At 59.4% G+C, this 15,787-nt stretch carries 18 protein-coding genes; 5 read left to right on the plus strand and 13 right to left on the minus strand.

Annotation, left to right across the window (positions count from 1 at the left end; all coding sequences use genetic code 11):
* Nucleotides 1–135 precede the first annotated feature (135 nt).
* Nucleotides 136–1,230, plus strand: a complete 1,095-nt coding sequence (locus K0P33_RS08345; RefSeq protein ID WP_094950008.1) for a PLP-dependent cysteine synthase family protein — start codon at nucleotides 136–138, stop codon at nucleotides 1,228–1,230.
* 135 nt (nucleotides 1,231–1,365) lie between these two features.
* On the opposite strand, the gene K0P33_RS08350 is transcribed toward K0P33_RS08345, so the two are convergent.
* Nucleotides 1,366–2,979, minus strand: coding sequence for an NAD(P)/FAD-dependent oxidoreductase (locus K0P33_RS08350; RefSeq protein WP_094952964.1), 1,614 nt, complete (start codon nucleotides 2,977–2,979; stop codon nucleotides 1,366–1,368).
* A 106-nt stretch (nucleotides 2,980–3,085) separates the two neighbouring features.
* A complete protein-coding gene (locus K0P33_RS08355) occupies nucleotides 3,086–3,757 on the minus strand; it encodes a hypothetical protein (protein ID WP_242154799.1) in 672 nt (223 codons plus the stop codon).
* A gap of 160 nt (nucleotides 3,758–3,917) precedes the next feature.
* On the opposite strand from K0P33_RS08355, the gene K0P33_RS08360 reads away from it, so the two are divergent.
* Complete coding sequence (locus K0P33_RS08360) at nucleotides 3,918–4,277, plus strand: hypothetical protein (RefSeq protein WP_141240606.1); 360 nt, start codon at nucleotides 3,918–3,920, stop codon at nucleotides 4,275–4,277.
* Nucleotides 4,278–4,323: 46 nt separating this feature from the next.
* Here the strand turns inward: K0P33_RS08360 and K0P33_RS08365 are convergent, their stop codons facing one another.
* The gene (locus K0P33_RS08365) at nucleotides 4,324–4,923 is read right to left on the minus strand and encodes a short chain dehydrogenase (RefSeq protein WP_094952961.1); all 600 of its coding nucleotides are present in this window, start codon (nucleotides 4,921–4,923) and stop codon (nucleotides 4,324–4,326) included.
* A 103-nt stretch (nucleotides 4,924–5,026) separates the two neighbouring features.
* On the opposite strand from K0P33_RS08365, the gene K0P33_RS08370 reads away from it, so the two are divergent.
* Nucleotides 5,027–5,941 (plus strand): LysR family transcriptional regulator, encoded by a 915-nt coding sequence (locus K0P33_RS08370; protein WP_094952960.1) that lies wholly within the window; start codon nucleotides 5,027–5,029, stop codon nucleotides 5,939–5,941.
* Here the strand turns inward: K0P33_RS08370 and K0P33_RS08375 are convergent.
* From K0P33_RS08375 to K0P33_RS08395, 5 genes are all read right to left on the minus strand, one after another.
* Nucleotides 5,932–6,417 carry a DoxX family protein gene (locus K0P33_RS08375; RefSeq protein ID WP_094952959.1) on the minus strand — a complete coding sequence of 162 codons (486 nt, stop codon included), beginning with the start codon at nucleotides 6,415–6,417 and terminating at the stop codon, nucleotides 5,932–5,934. The genes K0P33_RS08370 and K0P33_RS08375 overlap by 10 nt on opposite strands.
* Nucleotides 6,414–7,190 (minus strand): DNA-binding domain-containing protein, encoded by a 777-nt coding sequence (locus K0P33_RS08380; RefSeq protein ID WP_242154802.1) that lies wholly within the window; start codon nucleotides 7,188–7,190, stop codon nucleotides 6,414–6,416. The genes K0P33_RS08375 and K0P33_RS08380 overlap by 4 nt, the downstream gene beginning before the upstream one ends.
* Nucleotides 7,187–8,065, minus strand: coding sequence for a DUF692 domain-containing protein (locus K0P33_RS08385; RefSeq protein ID WP_242154804.1), 879 nt, complete (start codon nucleotides 8,063–8,065; stop codon nucleotides 7,187–7,189). Before K0P33_RS08385 ends, K0P33_RS08380 begins: the two co-directional genes overlap by 4 nt.
* A gap of 24 nt (nucleotides 8,066–8,089) precedes the next feature.
* Nucleotides 8,090–8,389: a DUF2282 domain-containing protein gene (locus K0P33_RS08390; RefSeq protein WP_083359753.1), complete on the minus strand. Its 300-nt coding sequence runs from the start codon at nucleotides 8,387–8,389 to the stop codon at nucleotides 8,090–8,092.
* A gap of 69 nt (nucleotides 8,390–8,458) precedes the next feature.
* Nucleotides 8,459–8,719, minus strand: a complete 261-nt coding sequence (locus K0P33_RS08395) for a hypothetical protein (RefSeq protein WP_176462993.1) — start codon at nucleotides 8,717–8,719, stop codon at nucleotides 8,459–8,461.
* On the opposite strand from K0P33_RS08395, the gene K0P33_RS08400 reads away from it, so the two are divergent.
* Entirely contained in the window at nucleotides 8,613–9,905 is a 1,293-nt protein-coding gene (locus K0P33_RS08400) for an MFS transporter (protein WP_242154806.1), read from the plus strand. The two genes, K0P33_RS08395 and K0P33_RS08400, sit on opposite strands and share 107 nt — an antisense overlap.
* 51 nt (nucleotides 9,906–9,956) lie before the next feature.
* Here the strand turns inward: K0P33_RS08400 and K0P33_RS08405 are convergent, their stop codons facing one another.
* From K0P33_RS08405 to K0P33_RS08425, 5 genes are all read right to left on the minus strand, one after another.
* Entirely contained in the window at nucleotides 9,957–10,658 is a 702-nt protein-coding gene (locus K0P33_RS08405; protein WP_094952956.1) for an ABC transporter ATP-binding protein, read from the minus strand.
* A 1-nt stretch (nucleotide 10,659) separates the two neighbouring features.
* On the minus strand, nucleotides 10,660–11,427 hold the full coding sequence (gene livG / locus K0P33_RS08410) for a high-affinity branched-chain amino acid ABC transporter ATP-binding protein LivG (RefSeq protein WP_010212365.1): 768 nt from the start codon (nucleotides 11,425–11,427) through the stop codon (nucleotides 10,660–10,662).
* Complete coding sequence (locus tag K0P33_RS08415; RefSeq protein ID WP_242154809.1) at nucleotides 11,424–12,677, minus strand: high-affinity branched-chain amino acid ABC transporter permease LivM; 1,254 nt, start codon at nucleotides 12,675–12,677, stop codon at nucleotides 11,424–11,426. Before K0P33_RS08415 ends, livG begins: the two co-directional genes overlap by 4 nt.
* Entirely contained in the window at nucleotides 12,674–13,597 is a 924-nt protein-coding gene (gene livH, locus K0P33_RS08420) for a high-affinity branched-chain amino acid ABC transporter permease LivH (RefSeq protein WP_003231100.1), read from the minus strand. The genes K0P33_RS08415 and livH overlap by 4 nt, the downstream gene beginning before the upstream one ends.
* A gap of 228 nt (nucleotides 13,598–13,825) precedes the next feature.
* On the minus strand, nucleotides 13,826–14,953 hold the full coding sequence (locus K0P33_RS08425) for a branched-chain amino acid ABC transporter substrate-binding protein (RefSeq protein WP_094952955.1): 1,128 nt from the start codon (nucleotides 14,951–14,953) through the stop codon (nucleotides 13,826–13,828).
* Nucleotides 14,954–15,307: 354 nt separating this feature from the next.
* Between K0P33_RS08425 and K0P33_RS08430 the strand changes: the two genes are divergently transcribed.
* Nucleotides 15,308–15,610, plus strand: coding sequence for a DUF2288 domain-containing protein (locus K0P33_RS08430; protein WP_003211652.1), 303 nt, complete (start codon nucleotides 15,308–15,310; stop codon nucleotides 15,608–15,610).
* The last annotated feature ends 177 nt before the right edge of the window (nucleotides 15,611–15,787 follow it).

Here is a 15,787-nt window from a genome sequence, read left to right on the forward strand (position 1 = left end):
TTGTTATAAGGGGCGGGCAGAGTTGATGTTGCGTCAAAGCCTAGCAATTGTGTGACTAATTGAGACGTCACTGTATCTGTGTGCAGTGTAGGAAACCCCCTAAAATCAGGGCTGAAATCTTTAGAGACGCACCCTATGAGTGACCACCGTACCTGGGCCCGCGAAGCCATCCGTATTATTGAAGCGGACTTTCAACGCAGCGCCGACACGCACCTGATCCCTCTGCCATTGCCGGGGTTGCCGGGTATCGAGTTGTATTTCAAGGATGAGTCCAGCCACCCCACCGGCAGCCTCAAGCATCGCCTGGCCCGTTCGCTGTTCCTTTATGCGCTGTGTAATGGCTGGCTCAAGCCCGGCGCGCCGGTGATCGAGGCGTCCAGCGGTTCCACGGCGATTTCGGAAGCGTACTTTGCGCGTTTGCTCGGCCTGCCGTTTATTGCGGTGATGCCGGCGACCACATCCCAGGAGAAGATCGCCCAGATCGCCTTCTACGGTGGCAAGAGCCATCTGGTGAAGGATCCGACGCAGATCTACGCCGAGTCCGAACGCTTGGCGAAGGAAAGTGGCGGCCACTTCATGGACCAATTCACCTATGCCGAGCGCGCCACGGACTGGCGGGCGAACAACAACATCGCCGAGTCGATCTTCCAGCAAATGCGTTTTGAGCATTACCCCGAGCCGAGCTGGTTGATTTCCAGCCCCGGCACCGGCGGTACCACCGCGACTCTGGGGCGCTACGTGCGCTATCGCCAGCATTGCACCCGCGTGCTGTGTGCTGATGCCGAGCGCTCGGTGTTCTTTGACTATTACCAGAGCGGCGACGCCAGTCTGCGCCTCGATTGCGGCTCGAGAATCGAAGGGATCGGTCGGCCACGGGTCGAGGCGTCGTTTTTGCCCAAGGTCATTGATGCGATGGTCAAGGTGCCGGATGCGCTGTCATTGGCGGCCATGCATTACCTCGCCGAGCGGTTGGGGCGCAAGGTTGGGGGTTCCAGCGGGACTAACCTGATTGGCGCCCTGGTGGCGGCGCAGCAGATGAAAGCGGCGGGGGAGACGGGTTCGATCGTGGCGATCTTGTGTGACGGCGGTGAGCGGTATGCCACCACTTACTACGATCAGGCGTGGCTCACAGGGCAAGGGTATGAGCTGGGTGGTTTGATTGCGGCCGTAGCGGCCAGTGTTGAACGGGGTGAGCCGTTGCCGGATACCATCCTGCGCGCCAATATCTGACCCAACACAAAAACAAATGTGGGAGCGGGCTTGCTCGCGAATGCGATCCATCAGTCACTGATGTATTGACTGACACTGCGCTTTGGCGAGCAAGCCCACTCCCACACTGGAGCTGCGGCATTTTCAGCTTTTGCGTCAGGCTTCGATGCCGAGCATATCCCGCGCCAACGCCTCGGCAATCCGAATCCCGTCAACGCCCGCCGACAGAATCCCACCGGCGTAACCGGCGCCTTCACCGGCTGGGAACAGGCCTTTCACGTTCAAGCTTTGCATCGATTCGTCACGGGTAATCCGCAGCGGCGACGAAGTGCGCGTTTCGATACCGGTCAGCACCGCGTCATGCAGCGAGTAGCCCTTGATCTGCTTCTCGAACGCCGGCAACGCTTCACGAATCGCTTCGATGGCAAAATCCGGCAGAGCCAAGGCCAAGTCACCCATGGACACGCCAGGTTTGTAGGACGGTTCCACACTGCCGATAGCCGTGGACGGCTTGCCAGCAATGAAGTCACCTACCAGTTGCGCCGGTGCCTCGTAGTTGCTGCCACCGAGGATGTAGGCGTGGGACTCCAGGCGCTCCTGCAACTCGATACCCGCCAGCGGGCCACCTGGGTAATCCACTTCAGGCGTGATGCCGACCACGATGCCGGAGTTGGCATTGCGCTCATTACGCGAGTACTGGCTCATGCCGTTGGTCACCACGCGGTTCGGCTCGGACGTGGCCGCCACCACCGTGCCGCCCGGGCACATGCAGAAGCTGTAGACCGAGCGGCCGTTCTTGGCGTGGTGCACCAGTTTGTAGTCGGCCGCGCCGAGTTTCGGGTGCCCGGCGTATTTGCCCAGTCGCGCGGCGTCGATCAGCGACTGCGGGTGTTCGATACGGAAACCCACCGAGAACGGCTTGGCCTCCATGTACACGCCACGCCCGTGCAGCATGCGGAACGTGTCGCGGGCACTGTGGCCCAGGGCCAGGATCACGTGCTTGGAGAGGATCTGCTCGCCGCCGTCGATCACTACGCCATTCAACTGGCCGTCTTCGATCAGCACATCGGTGACGCGCTGTTCGAAACGCACTTCACCGCCCAGGGCGATGATTTGCTGGCGCATGTTTTCCACCACGCCGGTCAAGCGGAAGGTACCGATGTGCGGCTTGCTAACGTAGAGAATTTCTTCCGGCGCACCGGCTTTGACGAACTCGTGCAGCACTTTGCGACCGTGGAATTTCGGGTCCTTGATCTGGCTGTAGAGCTTGCCGTCGGAGAAGGTCCCGGCGCCGCCTTCGCCGAACTGCACGTTGGACTCGGGGTTGAGTACGTTTTTGCGCCACAGGCCCCATGTGTCTTTGGTGCGTTGGCGCACTTCCTTGCCGCGTTCGAGGATGATCGGCTTGAAGCCCATCTGCGCCAGGAGCAGCCCGGCGAAGATCCCGCACGGACCAAAACCCACCACGATAGGGCGTTCGACCAGGCCCAGCGGTGCCTGGCCTACTACTTTGTAGCTGACATCCGGCGCCGGGTTGATGTTGCGATCATCGGCGAACTTGAGCAGCAGGGCGGCTTCGCCCTTCACGTTCAGGTCGACGGTGTAGATGAAGCACAGCTCCGACGACTTCTTGCGGGCGTCGTAGCTGCGCTTGAATAGGGTGAAATCGAGCAGGTCATCACTGGCGACGCCCAGGCGCTGCACGATGGCTGGCCGCAGGTCTTCTTCGGGATGGTCGATGGGCAGCTTGAGTTCGGTGATTCGTAACATGACGGGATCCGGTAGGCGGCGGACAAAAAGGCCGGCTGTTTTGCAAACCGGCGATTATAAGCCCCAATGGCGGTTTTTCGTCATGTTAAAACAGCGCAGGGTTGAATCAGTCGTCGCGCGAACCGCCAAACGCTGCGCAACCACGCTGTACCTGGCCGTTGACACGCAACTCGGCGGTCATGTGTTGCAAGCTGCCGCTCACTGGGTCGATGCAGCGTTGCGGGGCCACCCACAGTTCGATGTGCTGGTTATTGGCTTCGGTCATCAGGTTGAAACGGCCGTCACCCAGTTGTTCTTCCACAAAAGGCACCGCCAATGGCGGCTGGCCTTCGCGCTGCAGCACCATGCCCTTGGCCGTGACGTTCATCGCCCAGGCCGGTTTATGGCCGTTGGCCCGTAGAATCATACGCTTGAAGTCCGGGTCGTTGCAGGCCGAGGTCGAACGTTCCATGCGATAGAGTTGTTGCAGTTCCACCGAGCCCTGGGTGCCGGTGGCGACCCCGGAGAACTTGCCGCGCAAGTCGGCAAACAGCGCGCCTTGCTGACCGGCCAATGAGGCGGCTTCCTGCAGGATGCTGGTGCCACCGGTGTCGTTGACCACGTAGTTGCGCTTGTCGCCGCAAGGCTTGAACAACAGTTTGTCGCCGACTGCCGTCAGCTCACCCTGCATACGGGTCATGCCAACGGTCGACGGCTTGGCCGGCTCGCTTTCGAACATCTGGCAAGCGGTGAACAGGGGCAGCAGGGCGAACAGAACAAGGGTACGGGCGGCGCGCATTTATTGGGTCTCCAAACAAGTGCCGCCACGTTACGCAGGCTGGCGTAGCATCACAAGTCAGTTATATGAACGGATGACGTAGGATAAAGCCAGGAGAGCGTTTTCCTCATGCGCCGCGCGGGGTTGTGTGAAACGCTCGGGGTTTGTATCGGGAGCATAAATGATGAAGATGCCGGCTGCGCTATGCGGCTTGTTGTTACTCACCTCCAGCGCATGGGCTGAACAGCCTGCCAAGTTGTTTTACAACTCGCAGACTGACTTTGTCGAAATGAGCCTGGCACTGAAAGCGCCCGGGGAGCCAAACCCGGGCTATATCGGCTTAAGTGTGGTCCTGAGCCCTGAAGCCAGCGCCCGCACTGCGGCGTTGAGTGCGCAGGCAATGAACCAGCCACTGACGATTTACCTCAATGGCCGGCCACTGAGTACGGCCACCGTCAGAGGCGTAATTGACACTGGGCAATTACGATTGCAGATACCGAAGGAAAGCCTCGTGGAGATGATGCCGTCGCTGATGCGATAGAGGTTTCCAGCGCTGCCTGGCCTATTGGCAGCGCTTCGTAAAAACCTTAACCGACGATAAAGGTCTGGCCAGTCTGCAAGCCCTCGACGCTTTTCGCGTAGGCCAATGCCACATCGGCGCCCGGAGCGGGTTTGTAGCCACGGAAGTACGGCGCGTAGCTGCCCATGGCTTCCAGCAGGACTGTCGGGCTCACGGAGTTCACGCGCAGTCCGCGTGGCAACTCGATTGCCGCCGCTTTGACGAAGGCGTCAAGTGCGCCATTCACCAGTGCCGCGCAGGCGCCAGTACGGATCGGGTCACGGTTGAGAATGCCGCTGGTGAAGGTGAACGAGGCGCCATCGTTGGCATATTCACGGCCGATCAACAGCAGGTTGACCTGGCCCATTAGCTTGTCGCGCAGGCCCAGTTCAAAATCGCTTTCGCTCATTTCACCCAACGCCACGAACTTCACGCTGCCCGCCGCGCAGATCAAGGCATCGAACTTGCCTGTCTGTTCGAACAGCTTGCGGATCGAAGTACTGTCACTGATATCCACCTGGAAGTCGCCGCTGGTGCGACCGATGCTGATCACTTCGTGACGCTGAGCCAGTTCTGCCTTGACTGCCGAGCCGACCGTGCCGCTGGCACCAATCAATAGGATTTTCATCGTGCTGTTCCTCCAGGGGTAAGTGAAGTTTCAGTCTAGTGTGGCTTTTCCTGTGGATAAACCTGCTAATAGGCAACCTTTGGTTTTCAAATGGAAACAATCCATGAGCGAGATGGATGACCTGGCGGCCTTTGCCGTTCTGATCGAAGCCGGCAGTTTCACCGTGGCAGCCGAGCAACTGGGGTGCAGCAAGGGGCAGTTGTCCAAGCGCATCAGCCAGTTGGAGGCGCAGTTTTGCGTGGTGCTGCTGCACCGCACCACCCGTAAGCTCAGCCTGACCGCAGCCGGTGCGGCACTGTTGCCCCAGGCTCAGGCGCTGGTGGTACAGGTGGAACGCGCACGTCAGGCATTGGCGCGGCTCAAGGACGATTTGGCTGGGCCGGTACGTATGACGGTTCCGGTCTCGTTGGGGGAAACCTTCTTCGATGGCTTGCTGCTGGAGTTTTCCAAGCAGTACCCCCAGGTGCAGATCGAGCTGGAATTGAACAACAACTACCGAGACTTGGCGCGCGATGGGTTTGATTTAGGCGTGCGCTCGGGGGCTATCGAAAATGAGCGCTTGGTGGCCAAGCCGCTGCTGGCCTGGCACGAAATGACCTGCGCCAGCCCGGCCTACCTGGAGCAACACGGCGAACCGCTGACCCCGGCGGACCTGGCCGCCCATACCTGCTTGCTCAACAGCCACTACAGCGGGCGTGAAGAGTGGCTGTACCACCAGCAACATGAACTGCTGCGGGTGCGGGTCAGCGGCACGTTTGCCTCCAACCACTACAACCTGTTGAAAAAAGCCGCGCTGGTGGGGGCCGGTATCGCCCGCCTGCCGTCCTACGTTTTACCCGCGGAACTGGCTGACGGCCGATTGCGCTGGCTCCTGCGTGATTATCAGACGCGGCGCATGCCGATGTACTTGGTTCACCCTTACCAAGGCGGCTTGCCGCGCCGCACCCAAGTGCTTGCAGACTACTTGGTGGATTGGTTCAAGCGCAGCGGCGAAGCGCTGGATCGTCTTCAGCGATAGCGGCGTGCAATCAGGTGATCGATGGACAAGCAGCCTGGGCCCTTGGCGACCAATAGCAACAGCAAGGCGATCCAGGTGCCGTGGGTTGGGTAGGCGTCCGGGTAAACGAAGAGTTGAATGGTCAGGGTCATGCCGATCAGGGCCAGGGCCGAGAACCGTGTGGCAAAGCCTACCAGGATCAGCACCGGGAAAAAGTGCTCGGCAAACGCGGCCATGTGCGCGGCCACTTCCGGTGACAACAAGGGCACGTGATATTCACTGCGAAACAGCGGCAAGGTTGATGCGGCCAGTCGCGGCTCGCCGAACTGGAAGGTGCCGCTGATCAGGTCGATGGCAAAGCCTTCAACCTTGGTTTGCCCGGACTTCCAGAACACCGCCGCAATAGAAAAGCGTGCGACAAAGGCGATCAGGCTGTAGGGGATTTTCTCGAGCAGTGCGATGGCCCGTTTAACCAGGCAGGAAGGGGTGGCGTTCATGGCGATACCTTTTGTTCTGTGTGCAAATGAGTGATGGCGTCGTGGCTGATCAGCAGGGTCAGGCATTGGTTAAGGTCGAATTCGGCTGAGGCTTGGAGGGCATGTTCCACTGCCTCTTCAAGCGGCGTGCCGTGGTTCAGGCTGTTGATGAACGCGACCGAACCGCTGTCGATGGCGAAGACCTTGACGGCCAGGCCTTGTCGCAACACCAGCGCGCTTTGGGCGTGCCAGGGGTCCAAGGTGGCCAGGCCGCCCTCGGTCTGGTGCGCAGCCCACACTGCTACCACTGCATAAGCGCAATTCAGCGTGGCCAGGGATGGATGCAGTTGCAGGCGCAGTTGTCCCAGGTCTGTCTGGCCTTGCAGTGCTTGAACAATGGCTTGCTGTTCCAGCGGCTGGGTATCCACCGCGTGATAGGCGCGCACCCGCAGGCGCTCAAGCCTTGCGACATCGGCCAGGTAGGGCACGCTGGCGGCCGGTTCAAAGTCCTGGATGAACGCGCCAAATTCGTTGCCGTACTCGCTGATCAGCGGACTGGTGGGCGGGCACGCCTGTACAAACAGCCCAGCCATGGCGCGAAAAAACTCATCGCCGACTAACTGCAAGGTCACCGGGTAAGCCGTCGCCAGGGCGTTGATCAACGCGCTGTGGACATTGTTGCGATACACCGCAAAACGGCTGGCCGGGTCGGCGCCGTTGCTGCTGAACAAACCGTCGGGGCAGGCCTGGCTGGGATCAATCAAGGCATTGGCAAACGCAGCGTGAAGGCTCATACGCTCACCTGCGCCAGATGCCAGTCGGCTTGCTGGGCTTCGGCGTGCAGCACACTGAACGCTGGCACTTGGTTATCTCGCTCGATCAACGTGGCCATCGGGCCGGTGCGCGTGAGGACCTGTTCGTACAGTTGCCACACGGCGTTATCGATGGGCGCGCCATGGTCATCGATCAGCAGGCGGTCACCCAGGCTGTCAGTGTCTTCGGCGAAGCCGGCCAGATGAATTTCACCGACGGCGTGCAAGGGCAGCGCGTCAATGTAGGACAGTGGATCGCGCTGGTGATTGATGCACGACACGTAGACGTTGTTGACGTCTAACAGCAGGCCGCAACCGGTGCGGCGGATGATCTCGCTGATGAAGTCCGTCTCGTCCAGCGTGGAGCGCTGGAATTGCAAGTAGGTCGACGGATTCTCCAGCAGCATCGGCCGCTTGAGCGTGCTTTGCACCTGGTCGATGTGTTCGCACACCCGGTTCAAGGTGGCGACGTCGTAGGCCAGGGGCAGCAAGTCATTGAGAAACACCGGGCCGTGGCTGGACCAGGCCAGGTGTTCGGAAAAAGACTGGGGTTGATAGCGTTCGATCAGCGTGGCCAACCGTGCCAAGTGCTCACGATTTAACGGCCCTTCGCCGCCGATGGACAGGCCTACGCCGTGCAGCGACAGCGGATACTGTTCGCGGATCAAACCCAGGTAGTGATGGAACGGGCCGCCGGCCACCATGTAGTTTTCGGCGTGTACTTCAAAAAAACCGATGTCGGGCGAGGTCTCGAGCACTTCAATGAAGTGCTCGTTCTTCAGCCCAAGCCCGGCCCTGTGAGGGAGGCCGGGCACCTGAGCCGGTGAGACCGTGTGCTGGGGAAAAAGCGTCATCATCAGTACTCAGGCTGCGGGCTGTTTTCAGGATTTGGCGGTGAAGGCCGCTTCCTGGCCGAAACCGGTTGGCGAGGTGGAGCTTGGGGTTTTAGCGCAGGTGCCGGCTGGGACCAGTTTCCAGGCGTTGGCCTGGTCTTTGACTTTGGAGGTGCCGGCGCAGGAAGTGCCGGCGCCTGCGGCGCAATCGTTCTTGCCGGCTTCAGCGATGCCGAAGCATTTGTCCATTTTGGCGTCGTCGGCGTGGGCCATGTTCGACATTGCGGACAGGCTCAGGGCCGAACCGAGGGCCAGGATCAGGGTAGCGGCGGACAGTTTCGTGGTCATGGTGTATCTCCAGCATTGAGGGTGGGTAAGGAAGCGTTTTTGCTTGCTTACCCCTCTAGAGTCAAGGCTTCAGGTTGCGTTACAGCAGGTAGCAAATAAATCTTCGATGGGCAGCAAAATAGTGCAGCGAGCCTCAGTCTTCAGGTATCGGCGGTCCTGCTGGCGCTTGCTGTACGATCGAGCAACGGGCGAAAGTGCTTGCGACCAATAAGGAGCTTTGGCGTTGAACAAGCGGTTTACAGATTTTTTCATCAGCAGGAATTTTTCATTCCTATGGCTGGGGCAAGCGCTTGCATCGTTTGGCGAGTTTGTTTTTGAAAGCACGGTCATCGTCTGGCTGGTGACGGACTTGTTTCACAACAGTGCCTTTTTACCGACGGCGGTGGGCCTGGCAGTGGCGGCCTCGGCCATCCCGCGTGTGTTGGTGGCGCCACTGGCCGGAGCCTGGGTTGATCGAATGGCCCCGCTGTACGTGATGATCACCGCGGATGCTATCCGGGTGCTCAACTTCCTGATCTTTTTTGTGATCTATTCGCTGGCAGGGCTTGATCAGATGCAAGTGCTTGCCGGGGTTCTGCTGCTGTTGTTGGTTAACAGCACCGCTGCGCAATTTTTCAACCCGTCGCGTCAGGCGATCATGCAGGTGGTCATCCCGTCTGCGCGACGCGTTGAAGCCTCAGCCAAGGCGATGTTTTCTTTGACGGGTATTTCAGTGTTGTCGGCGTCTCTTGGGCCGGCGTTATTTGTGTGGGTAGGGCCTGCTGTGGCACTGCTGATCAATGTGCTGGCCTTTACGTGTTCGGCACTCTGTATCGCCTCCACTCAAGGCCTGCGCAGGACGTTGCTGGCCGAGCAGCAACGGTTGCCGTTCTGGCACGGGCTGCTCGCGGGGCTGCGGTTTTCGTGGCGGCACGCTTCCATTCGCACGCTGCTGGTCGGTGTTGCGTTGTATGGGTTTTCGCTCGGGGTGAACAACGTTGCATTGTCCTTGTATGCATTCAAAACCCTGGGCCTGAGCCCTTATGAATACGGGCTGATACTGGCGGCGTTCCCCGTGGGGGGGGTGATTGCCGCCGTGCTGGTGCGGCCGTTGCTGAAGTCATTGAGTACACGTCAGGCATTTACTATTTCGTTGCTGTGCATGGGTTTCAGCTACCTGGCGTACTCGCTGCATCCGCCGTTTTACCTGGCTTGGGCGCTGATGTTCTGCTGCGGGCTGTTCTTTTCGGTGTTTGCGATTGTTCAAGGGCCGATGCTTCAAGAAGCTGTGCCTGAGGGTTATATGGGGCGTGTATCGGCAACGGTCACGCCCGTGCTGGCCATCGCATCGCTCACCGGTACGCTGGTGTGTTCCCAGACGTTGAACCTGGCGCAGAGCGTTATCGGGTATTTCGATATGCCGCTGGACGTGTATGGCCTGTCTATCTTTCTCGCTGCGGGCTTGCTGCTCACGGGGGGTGGGTTGATGCTGGCCGGCCAACGGGCCAGCAAAGGTCAACTTGCCGCGACGCTCTAAACCGCAATAAAAAAAACGGCCCGAAGGCCGTTTTTGGTTGACGCCAATGGCTCAGCCACCGAGATAAGCTTCACGCACTTTCGGGTCCGTCAGCAATTGCTCACCCGTGCCCTGCATCACCACCCGGCCGTTTTCCAGCACGTAGGCGCGGTCGGCGATTTTCAGCGCCTGGTTGGCGTTCTGCTCCACCAGGAACACCGTTACACCGTCCTTGCGCAGTTGTTCGATGATGTCGAAGATCTGCTGGATGATGATCGGCGCCAGGCCCAGGGACGGTTCGTCCAACAGCAATAGCTTGGGCTTGCTCATCAGCGCCCGGCCGATGGCGAGCATTTGCTGCTCGCCGCCGGACATGGTGCCGCCGCGCTGGCTGAAGCGCTCCTTGAGCCTTGGGAACAGGTGCAACACCTTGTCCATCTGCTCTTGGTAATCGCCCTTGTCGGTGAAGAACCCGCCCATGGACAGGTTCTCCTCCACGGTCAGGCGCGAGAACACGCGACGGCCTTCGGGCACCACCGCAATGCTCTTGCGCATGATCTGCGAGGACTGCTGGCCCACCAGCTCTTCACCCATGTAGCGGATGCTGCCGCTGTGGGCCTGCGGTGAACCGCACAGGGTCATCAGCAAGGTCGATTTGCCAGCGCCGTTGGCGCCGATCAGCGTGACGATTTCACCTTGGCGCACTTCCACGTTGATGCCGTGCAGGGCCTGGATCTTGCCGTAGAAAGTGGAAACGTTTTCGAATTGCAGCATTTTACGCTTCCCCCAGATAGGCTTTGATCACTTCAGGATTGTCGCGGATCTGCTCCGGCGTGCCGTTGGCCAGCGGCGTGCCCTGGTTGATCACGACGATGTGGTCGGAGATGCTCATGACCAGTTTCATGTCGTGTTCGATCAACAGCACCGTGGCGTTGTTTTCCTCACGCAACACGCTGATCAGCGCCTTGAGGTCTTCGGTTTCCTTGGGGTTCAAGCCGGCGGCCGGTTCGTCGAGCATGAGGATCCGCGGGCGGGTCATCATGCAGCGGGCGATTTCCAGGCGACGTTGCTGACCATAGGCCAGGGTACCGGCAGGGCGGTTGGCAAACTCGGTGAGGTTGACCTTGTCCAGCCAGTACTCGGCGTATTCCATGGCCTCGCGCTCGCTCTTGCGGAACGCCGGGGTCTTGAACAGGCCAGCAAAGAAGTTGGTGTTCAAGTGACGGTGCTGGGCAATCAGCAAGTTCTCGACCGCCGTCATGTCCTTGAACAACCTTACGTTCTGGAAGGTGCGCACCACGCCCTTGCGAGCGATTTCGTGGCCGGCCAGGCCCTGGATCGGCTGGCCGTCCAGCAGGATGCTGCCGCCGCTCGGCTTGTAGAAGCCGGTGAGGCAGTTGAACACCGTGGTCTTGCCGGCGCCGTTGGGGCCGATCAGCGCCACTACCTGTTTCTCTTTCACGGTCAGGGCCACGCCGTTGACCGCCAGCAAGCCGCCGAAGCGCATGCTCAAGTTTTCGACTTTCAGGATCTCGCGGCTCATTTGCGCAGCTCCATGTGTGGACGTTGCATGGGCAGCAGGCCTTGAGGACGCCAGATCATCATCAGCACCATCATGGCGCCGAACATCAACATGCGGTATTCGCTGAACTCACGCATCATTTCCGGCAGCAGGATCATCACGATCGCCGCCAGAATCACGCCCAACTGCGAGCCCATGCCACCCAGTACGACGATGGCGAGGATGATCGCCGACTCGATAAAGGTGAACGACTCCGGGGTCACCAAGCCTTGGCGCGCGGCGAAGAAGCTGCCGGCGAAACCGGCGAATGTTGCCCCGAGGGTGAATGCCGAAAGTTTGATAACTGTCGGGTTCATGCCTAACGCACGGCAGGCGATTTCATCTTCGCGCAACGCTTCCCACGCACGGCCGATCGGCATGCGCAGCAAACGGTTGATCACGAACAAGGCCGCCAGCGCCAGCAACAAGGCCACCAGGTACAGGAACACCACTTTGCTCACCGGGTTGTAGTCGATCCCGAAGTACTCGTGGAAGGTCTGCATGCCTTCGGCTGCGGTGCGGTCGAACGACAGCCCGAAGAACGTCGGCTTGGGGATGCTGCTGATGCCGTTGGGGCCACCGGTGATATCGGTGAGGTTACGCAGGAACAGCCGGATGATTTCACCGAAGCCCAGGGTCACGATCGCCAAATAGTCACCGCGCAGGCGCAGCACCGGGAAGCCCAGCAGGAAGCCGAACGTGGCCGCCGCCATACCCGCCAGCGGCAGGCAGATCCAGAAGCCCCAGCCCAGGTAATGCGAGAGCAGCGCGTAGGTGTAGGCACCCACGGCATAGAAGCCCACATAACCCAGGTCGAGCAGCCCGGCCAGGCCCACCACGATGTTCAGGCCCAGGCCCAGCAACACGTAGATCAGGATCAGCGTGGCGATGTCGACGGCGCCGCGCGAGCCGAAGAACGGCCAGATCAACGCCGTCACGATCAGGCCGATGATGATGTAGCGCTGGGTGCGCGGCAGGGTCAGGAATTGGCTGACCTTGGGCGACACCAACGGCCCACGGTTGCCCTTGAACAAGGCACCGACCTGCTGGGTGAACAGCACGCGCAGGAACATCAGCACCGAGCACAGGGCGATGATGGTCAGGGTCACAGGACCGGTGCCATGCACTTCCAGGTTGATGCCGACAATGCTCAGCTTGAGGCCGAGTACCGGAAAGGCCACGGCCCATACCAGCAAGGCGCTGAAAAACGCCGATTTAAGATATCTGCTCATACTTTCTCAACCTCCGGACGGCCCAGAATGCCGGTCGGACGGAACAACAGCACCAGAACCAACAGGCCAAACGCCACGACGTCCTTGTATTGGTCGCCGAAGATATCGGCACCAAAGGCTTCAGCCACGCCCAGCACCAGCCCGCCGAGCATGGCGCCCGGAATACTGCCGATGCCGCCCAAGACCGCCGCGGTAAAGGCCTTGAGGCCTACCAGGAAACCGGCGTTGGGGTTGATCACGCCGTACTGCATGCTCAGCAGCACAGCCGCGACGGCCGCCAGCGCAGCACCGATGACGAAGGTCAGGGCGATGATGTTGTTGGTGTTGATGCCCAGCAGGTTGGCCATCTTGATGTCTTCGGCGCAGGCCCGGCAGGCGCGCCCCAGACGGGAGCGGGAGATGAACAGGGTCAGGCCCAGCATCGCCACCAGGGTGACGACGAATACGAGGATCTGCATGTACGAAATCAGCACTTCTTGTGCGCCGCCTGGGCCGAAGGAGAAGCTCCCCGGGATCAGGTTGGGAATGGACTTATCCTTGGAGTCCTGGGACAGCAATACAGTGTTCTGCAGGAAAATCGACATGCCGATAGCGGAAATCAGCGGGATCAAACGGTTGCTGCCACGCAAGGGACGGTAGGCAACCCGCTCGATACTGTAGCCATAGGCACTGGTCACGACGATCGACGCAAGGAACGCGGCGGTCATCAACAGCGGCAGGGAGTGGATCCCCATCATGGCCAGCCCGGCAAGGGCGATGAAGGCCACGTAGGAACCAATCATGTACACCTCGCCATGGGCGAAGTTGATCATTCCAATGATGCCGTAAACCATTGTGTAGCCAATGGCTATCAAGGCATAGGTGCTGCCAATGGTCAGGCCATTAACCAGCTGTTGGAAAAAATGATAGATCTCAGGCATTACAGCGCTCCTAAAAACCCGATACGCATTTCACTGGTGGAGTCATGTTCCGGCCCTGCGCTGTGTTCTATGAGCACATTTGCACAAAGCGTTTGCCAGCGAACCGCTGGTGACGGTTTTAAGATTTTCAGGTGAGCCAGCGCCCGGATCGCGGGTGTCAGGCCCATAAACCTCGTAAAACAAAACCCACTGCTTTCACAGTGGGCTTGTTGACCAGTAAGGCCTGGCTTACTGAGGGGAAACTTCGGTTTTTGGTTTGCCGAAGTGCCATTGGTAGACCACGAACTTGAAGTCCTTCAGGTCGCCCTTGGCATCAAAGCTCAGTTCGCCGGTAGGGGTCTTGAAGGTGCCGGCGTGGATGGCGGCTGCCACCTTGGCGGTGTCTTCGCTCTTCGCGGCAGCGATACCGCCTGCGATGACTTCAACGGCCGAGTAGGCCGGGAACACGAATGGACCGGTTGGGTCCTGCTTGTTCTTGGCGAACGCTTCAACGATGGCTTTGTTGGCAGGGTCGGTGTCGAAGGATTTCGGCAGGGTTACCAGCAGGCCTTCGGAAGCGTCTTGGGCGATTTGCGAGATGGAGTCGTTGCCGACACCTTCTGGGCCCATGAACTTGGCGTTCAGGCCTTTTTCTTTGGACTGACGCAGGATCAAGCCCAGCTCTGGGTGGTAGCCGCCGTAGTAGACGAAGTCGACGTTGGCTTGCTTGAGCTTCTGGATGATCGAGGAGAAGTCTTTGTCACCGGCGTTCAGGCCTTCGAAGACAGCGACTTTCACGCCTTTCTTCTCAAGGGTCTGTTTAACGGCGGTGGCGATGCCTTCACCGTATTGTTGTTTGTCGTGCAGAACGGCAACAACCTTAGGCTTCACGAAATCGGCGATGTAGTTGCCGGCCGCCGGGCCCTGGGCGCTGTCCAGGCCGATGGTACGGAAGATCAGCTTGTAGCCACGGGCGGTGATTTCCGGGCTGGTAGCCGCCGGAGTGATCATGATCACGCCTTCGTCTTCGTAGATATCGGTTGCAGGCTGAGTGGAGCTGGAGCAGAGGTGACCGACCACGAACTTGACGCCGTCGTTGACCACTTTGTTGGCGACGGCCACGGCTTGTTTAGGGTCGCAAGCGTCGTCGTATTCTTTGGCTTCAAGCATCTTGCCATCGACGCCGCCCTTGGCGTTGATGTCGGCGATTGCCTGCTTGGCACCCATGAATTGCATGTCGCCGTATTGCGTCACAGGACCTGTTTTAGGCCCGGCGATACCGATCTTGATGGTGTCGGCTGCGAACGAATGGCCAGCAACCCCAGCCAGGACCATAGCGGCAAACAGTTTGGAAATCTGCTTAGTAGCCTTATTCATAGTGCTCCACTCTTACTGTTGTATTTTTTATAGTTCTAGCGGCCTTGTGAGCTGCAGAACCGGATCAGATATCTCGGATATCCCCCCGGCATGCCCTGGCAACTGTACCGGTACAGTGTAGAGCGCCGGTTGATCGCTTGAAAAGCTGGCTGCTGGGGGCAAAACCCGGGCGTGTCGCTTAAATGAAAGAAAAAGACAGAATTGCGGCGGGGTGATGCCAGAATCTCGGGCAATCCTTGGCTTTTCTGACACGTTCTCTCGGTGCCTCATTTGCAACAGGGTTTTTCTACCTGGCTTTTGCTACGAAAGGCACGACGTTATGATTGCGCCGATTTTTTATTCAGGTGAATTCCCATGACGCAAGAACCTAGCACCCTCTATGCCAAGCTGCTCGGTGAAACCGCCGAAATTTCCTGGAAGGAGCTTGAGCCGTTCTTTGCCAAGGGTGCCCTATTGTGGGTCGACGCTGGCCTGGATTTGATCGAAGCCGCCGAGGGAATGGCTGAGGACAACCGCGAGAAAGTCGCTGCGTGGCTGGCTGCGGGGAGCCTTGGCGAAGTGTCTGCGACGCGGGCGTTGGACCTGGTTGAGCGTGATCCGAGCTTGTGGGCGGTGGTGGTTTCGCCGTGGATTCTGATCCAGGAAAGGGCAGTGTAAGAAACGAGCGCCCTAAAAAGGTGCGTGATTTTCGCCGGTGTAAGTGTGTAGCTGAGTAACCGCTGACGCGGTGATGGCATCTTGCCGTAGAGAAAGGTCACAGGTGAGGGTGACGTGCACGTCACGGGAACAGTTTTGCGCGGGGCCGAAGGCTCGGGGAATTGTTTCTGGGTGTGG

Origin of the sequence: Pseudomonas sp. ArH3a, from assembly GCF_022648765.1 — a bacterium.
GTDB lineage: Bacteria > Pseudomonadota > Gammaproteobacteria > Pseudomonadales > Pseudomonadaceae > Aquipseudomonas.

Excerpts from the sequence above, each read along its gene's own strand:
- K0P33_RS08380 (WP_242154802.1), bottom strand. The coding sequence starts at position 7,190 with ATGAGCCTTCACGCTGCGTTTGCCAATGCCTTGATTGATCCCAGCCAG.
- livG (WP_010212365.1), bottom strand. The coding sequence starts at position 11,427 with ATGAGCCGCGAGATCCTGAAAGTCGAAAACTTGAGCATGCGCTTCGGC.
- K0P33_RS08430 (WP_003211652.1), top strand. The coding sequence starts at position 15,308 with ATGACGCAAGAACCTAGCACCCTCTATGCCAAGCTGCTCGGTGAAACC.
- K0P33_RS08370 (WP_094952960.1), top strand. The coding sequence starts at position 5,027 with ATGAGCGAGATGGATGACCTGGCGGCCTTTGCCGTTCTGATCGAAGCC.
- K0P33_RS08360 (WP_141240606.1), top strand. The coding sequence starts at position 3,918 with ATGATGAAGATGCCGGCTGCGCTATGCGGCTTGTTGTTACTCACCTCC.
- K0P33_RS08425 (WP_094952955.1), bottom strand. The coding sequence starts at position 14,953 with ATGAATAAGGCTACTAAGCAGATTTCCAAACTGTTTGCCGCTATGGTC.
- K0P33_RS08390 (WP_083359753.1), bottom strand. The coding sequence starts at position 8,389 with ATGACCACGAAACTGTCCGCCGCTACCCTGATCCTGGCCCTCGGTTCG.
- K0P33_RS08405 (WP_094952956.1), bottom strand. The coding sequence starts at position 10,658 with ATGCTGCAATTCGAAAACGTTTCCACTTTCTACGGCAAGATCCAGGCC.
- K0P33_RS08350 (WP_094952964.1), bottom strand. The coding sequence starts at position 2,979 with ATGTTACGAATCACCGAACTCAAGCTGCCCATCGACCATCCCGAAGAA.
- K0P33_RS08365 (WP_094952961.1), bottom strand. The coding sequence starts at position 4,923 with ATGAAAATCCTATTGATTGGTGCCAGCGGCACGGTCGGCTCGGCAGTC.
- K0P33_RS08395 (WP_176462993.1), bottom strand. The coding sequence starts at position 8,719 with ATGACCGTGCTTTCAAAAACAAACTCGCCAAACGATGCAAGCGCTTGC.
- K0P33_RS08355 (WP_242154799.1), bottom strand. The coding sequence starts at position 3,757 with ATGCGCGCCGCCCGTACCCTTGTTCTGTTCGCCCTGCTGCCCCTGTTC.
- livH (WP_003231100.1), bottom strand. The coding sequence starts at position 13,597 with ATGCCTGAGATCTATCATTTTTTCCAACAGCTGGTTAATGGCCTGACC.
- K0P33_RS08385 (WP_242154804.1), bottom strand. The coding sequence starts at position 8,065 with ATGATGACGCTTTTTCCCCAGCACACGGTCTCACCGGCTCAGGTGCCC.
- K0P33_RS08345 (WP_094950008.1), top strand. The coding sequence starts at position 136 with ATGAGTGACCACCGTACCTGGGCCCGCGAAGCCATCCGTATTATTGAA.
- K0P33_RS08375 (WP_094952959.1), bottom strand. The coding sequence starts at position 6,417 with ATGAACGCCACCCCTTCCTGCCTGGTTAAACGGGCCATCGCACTGCTC.
- K0P33_RS08415 (WP_242154809.1), bottom strand. The coding sequence starts at position 12,677 with ATGAGCAGATATCTTAAATCGGCGTTTTTCAGCGCCTTGCTGGTATGG.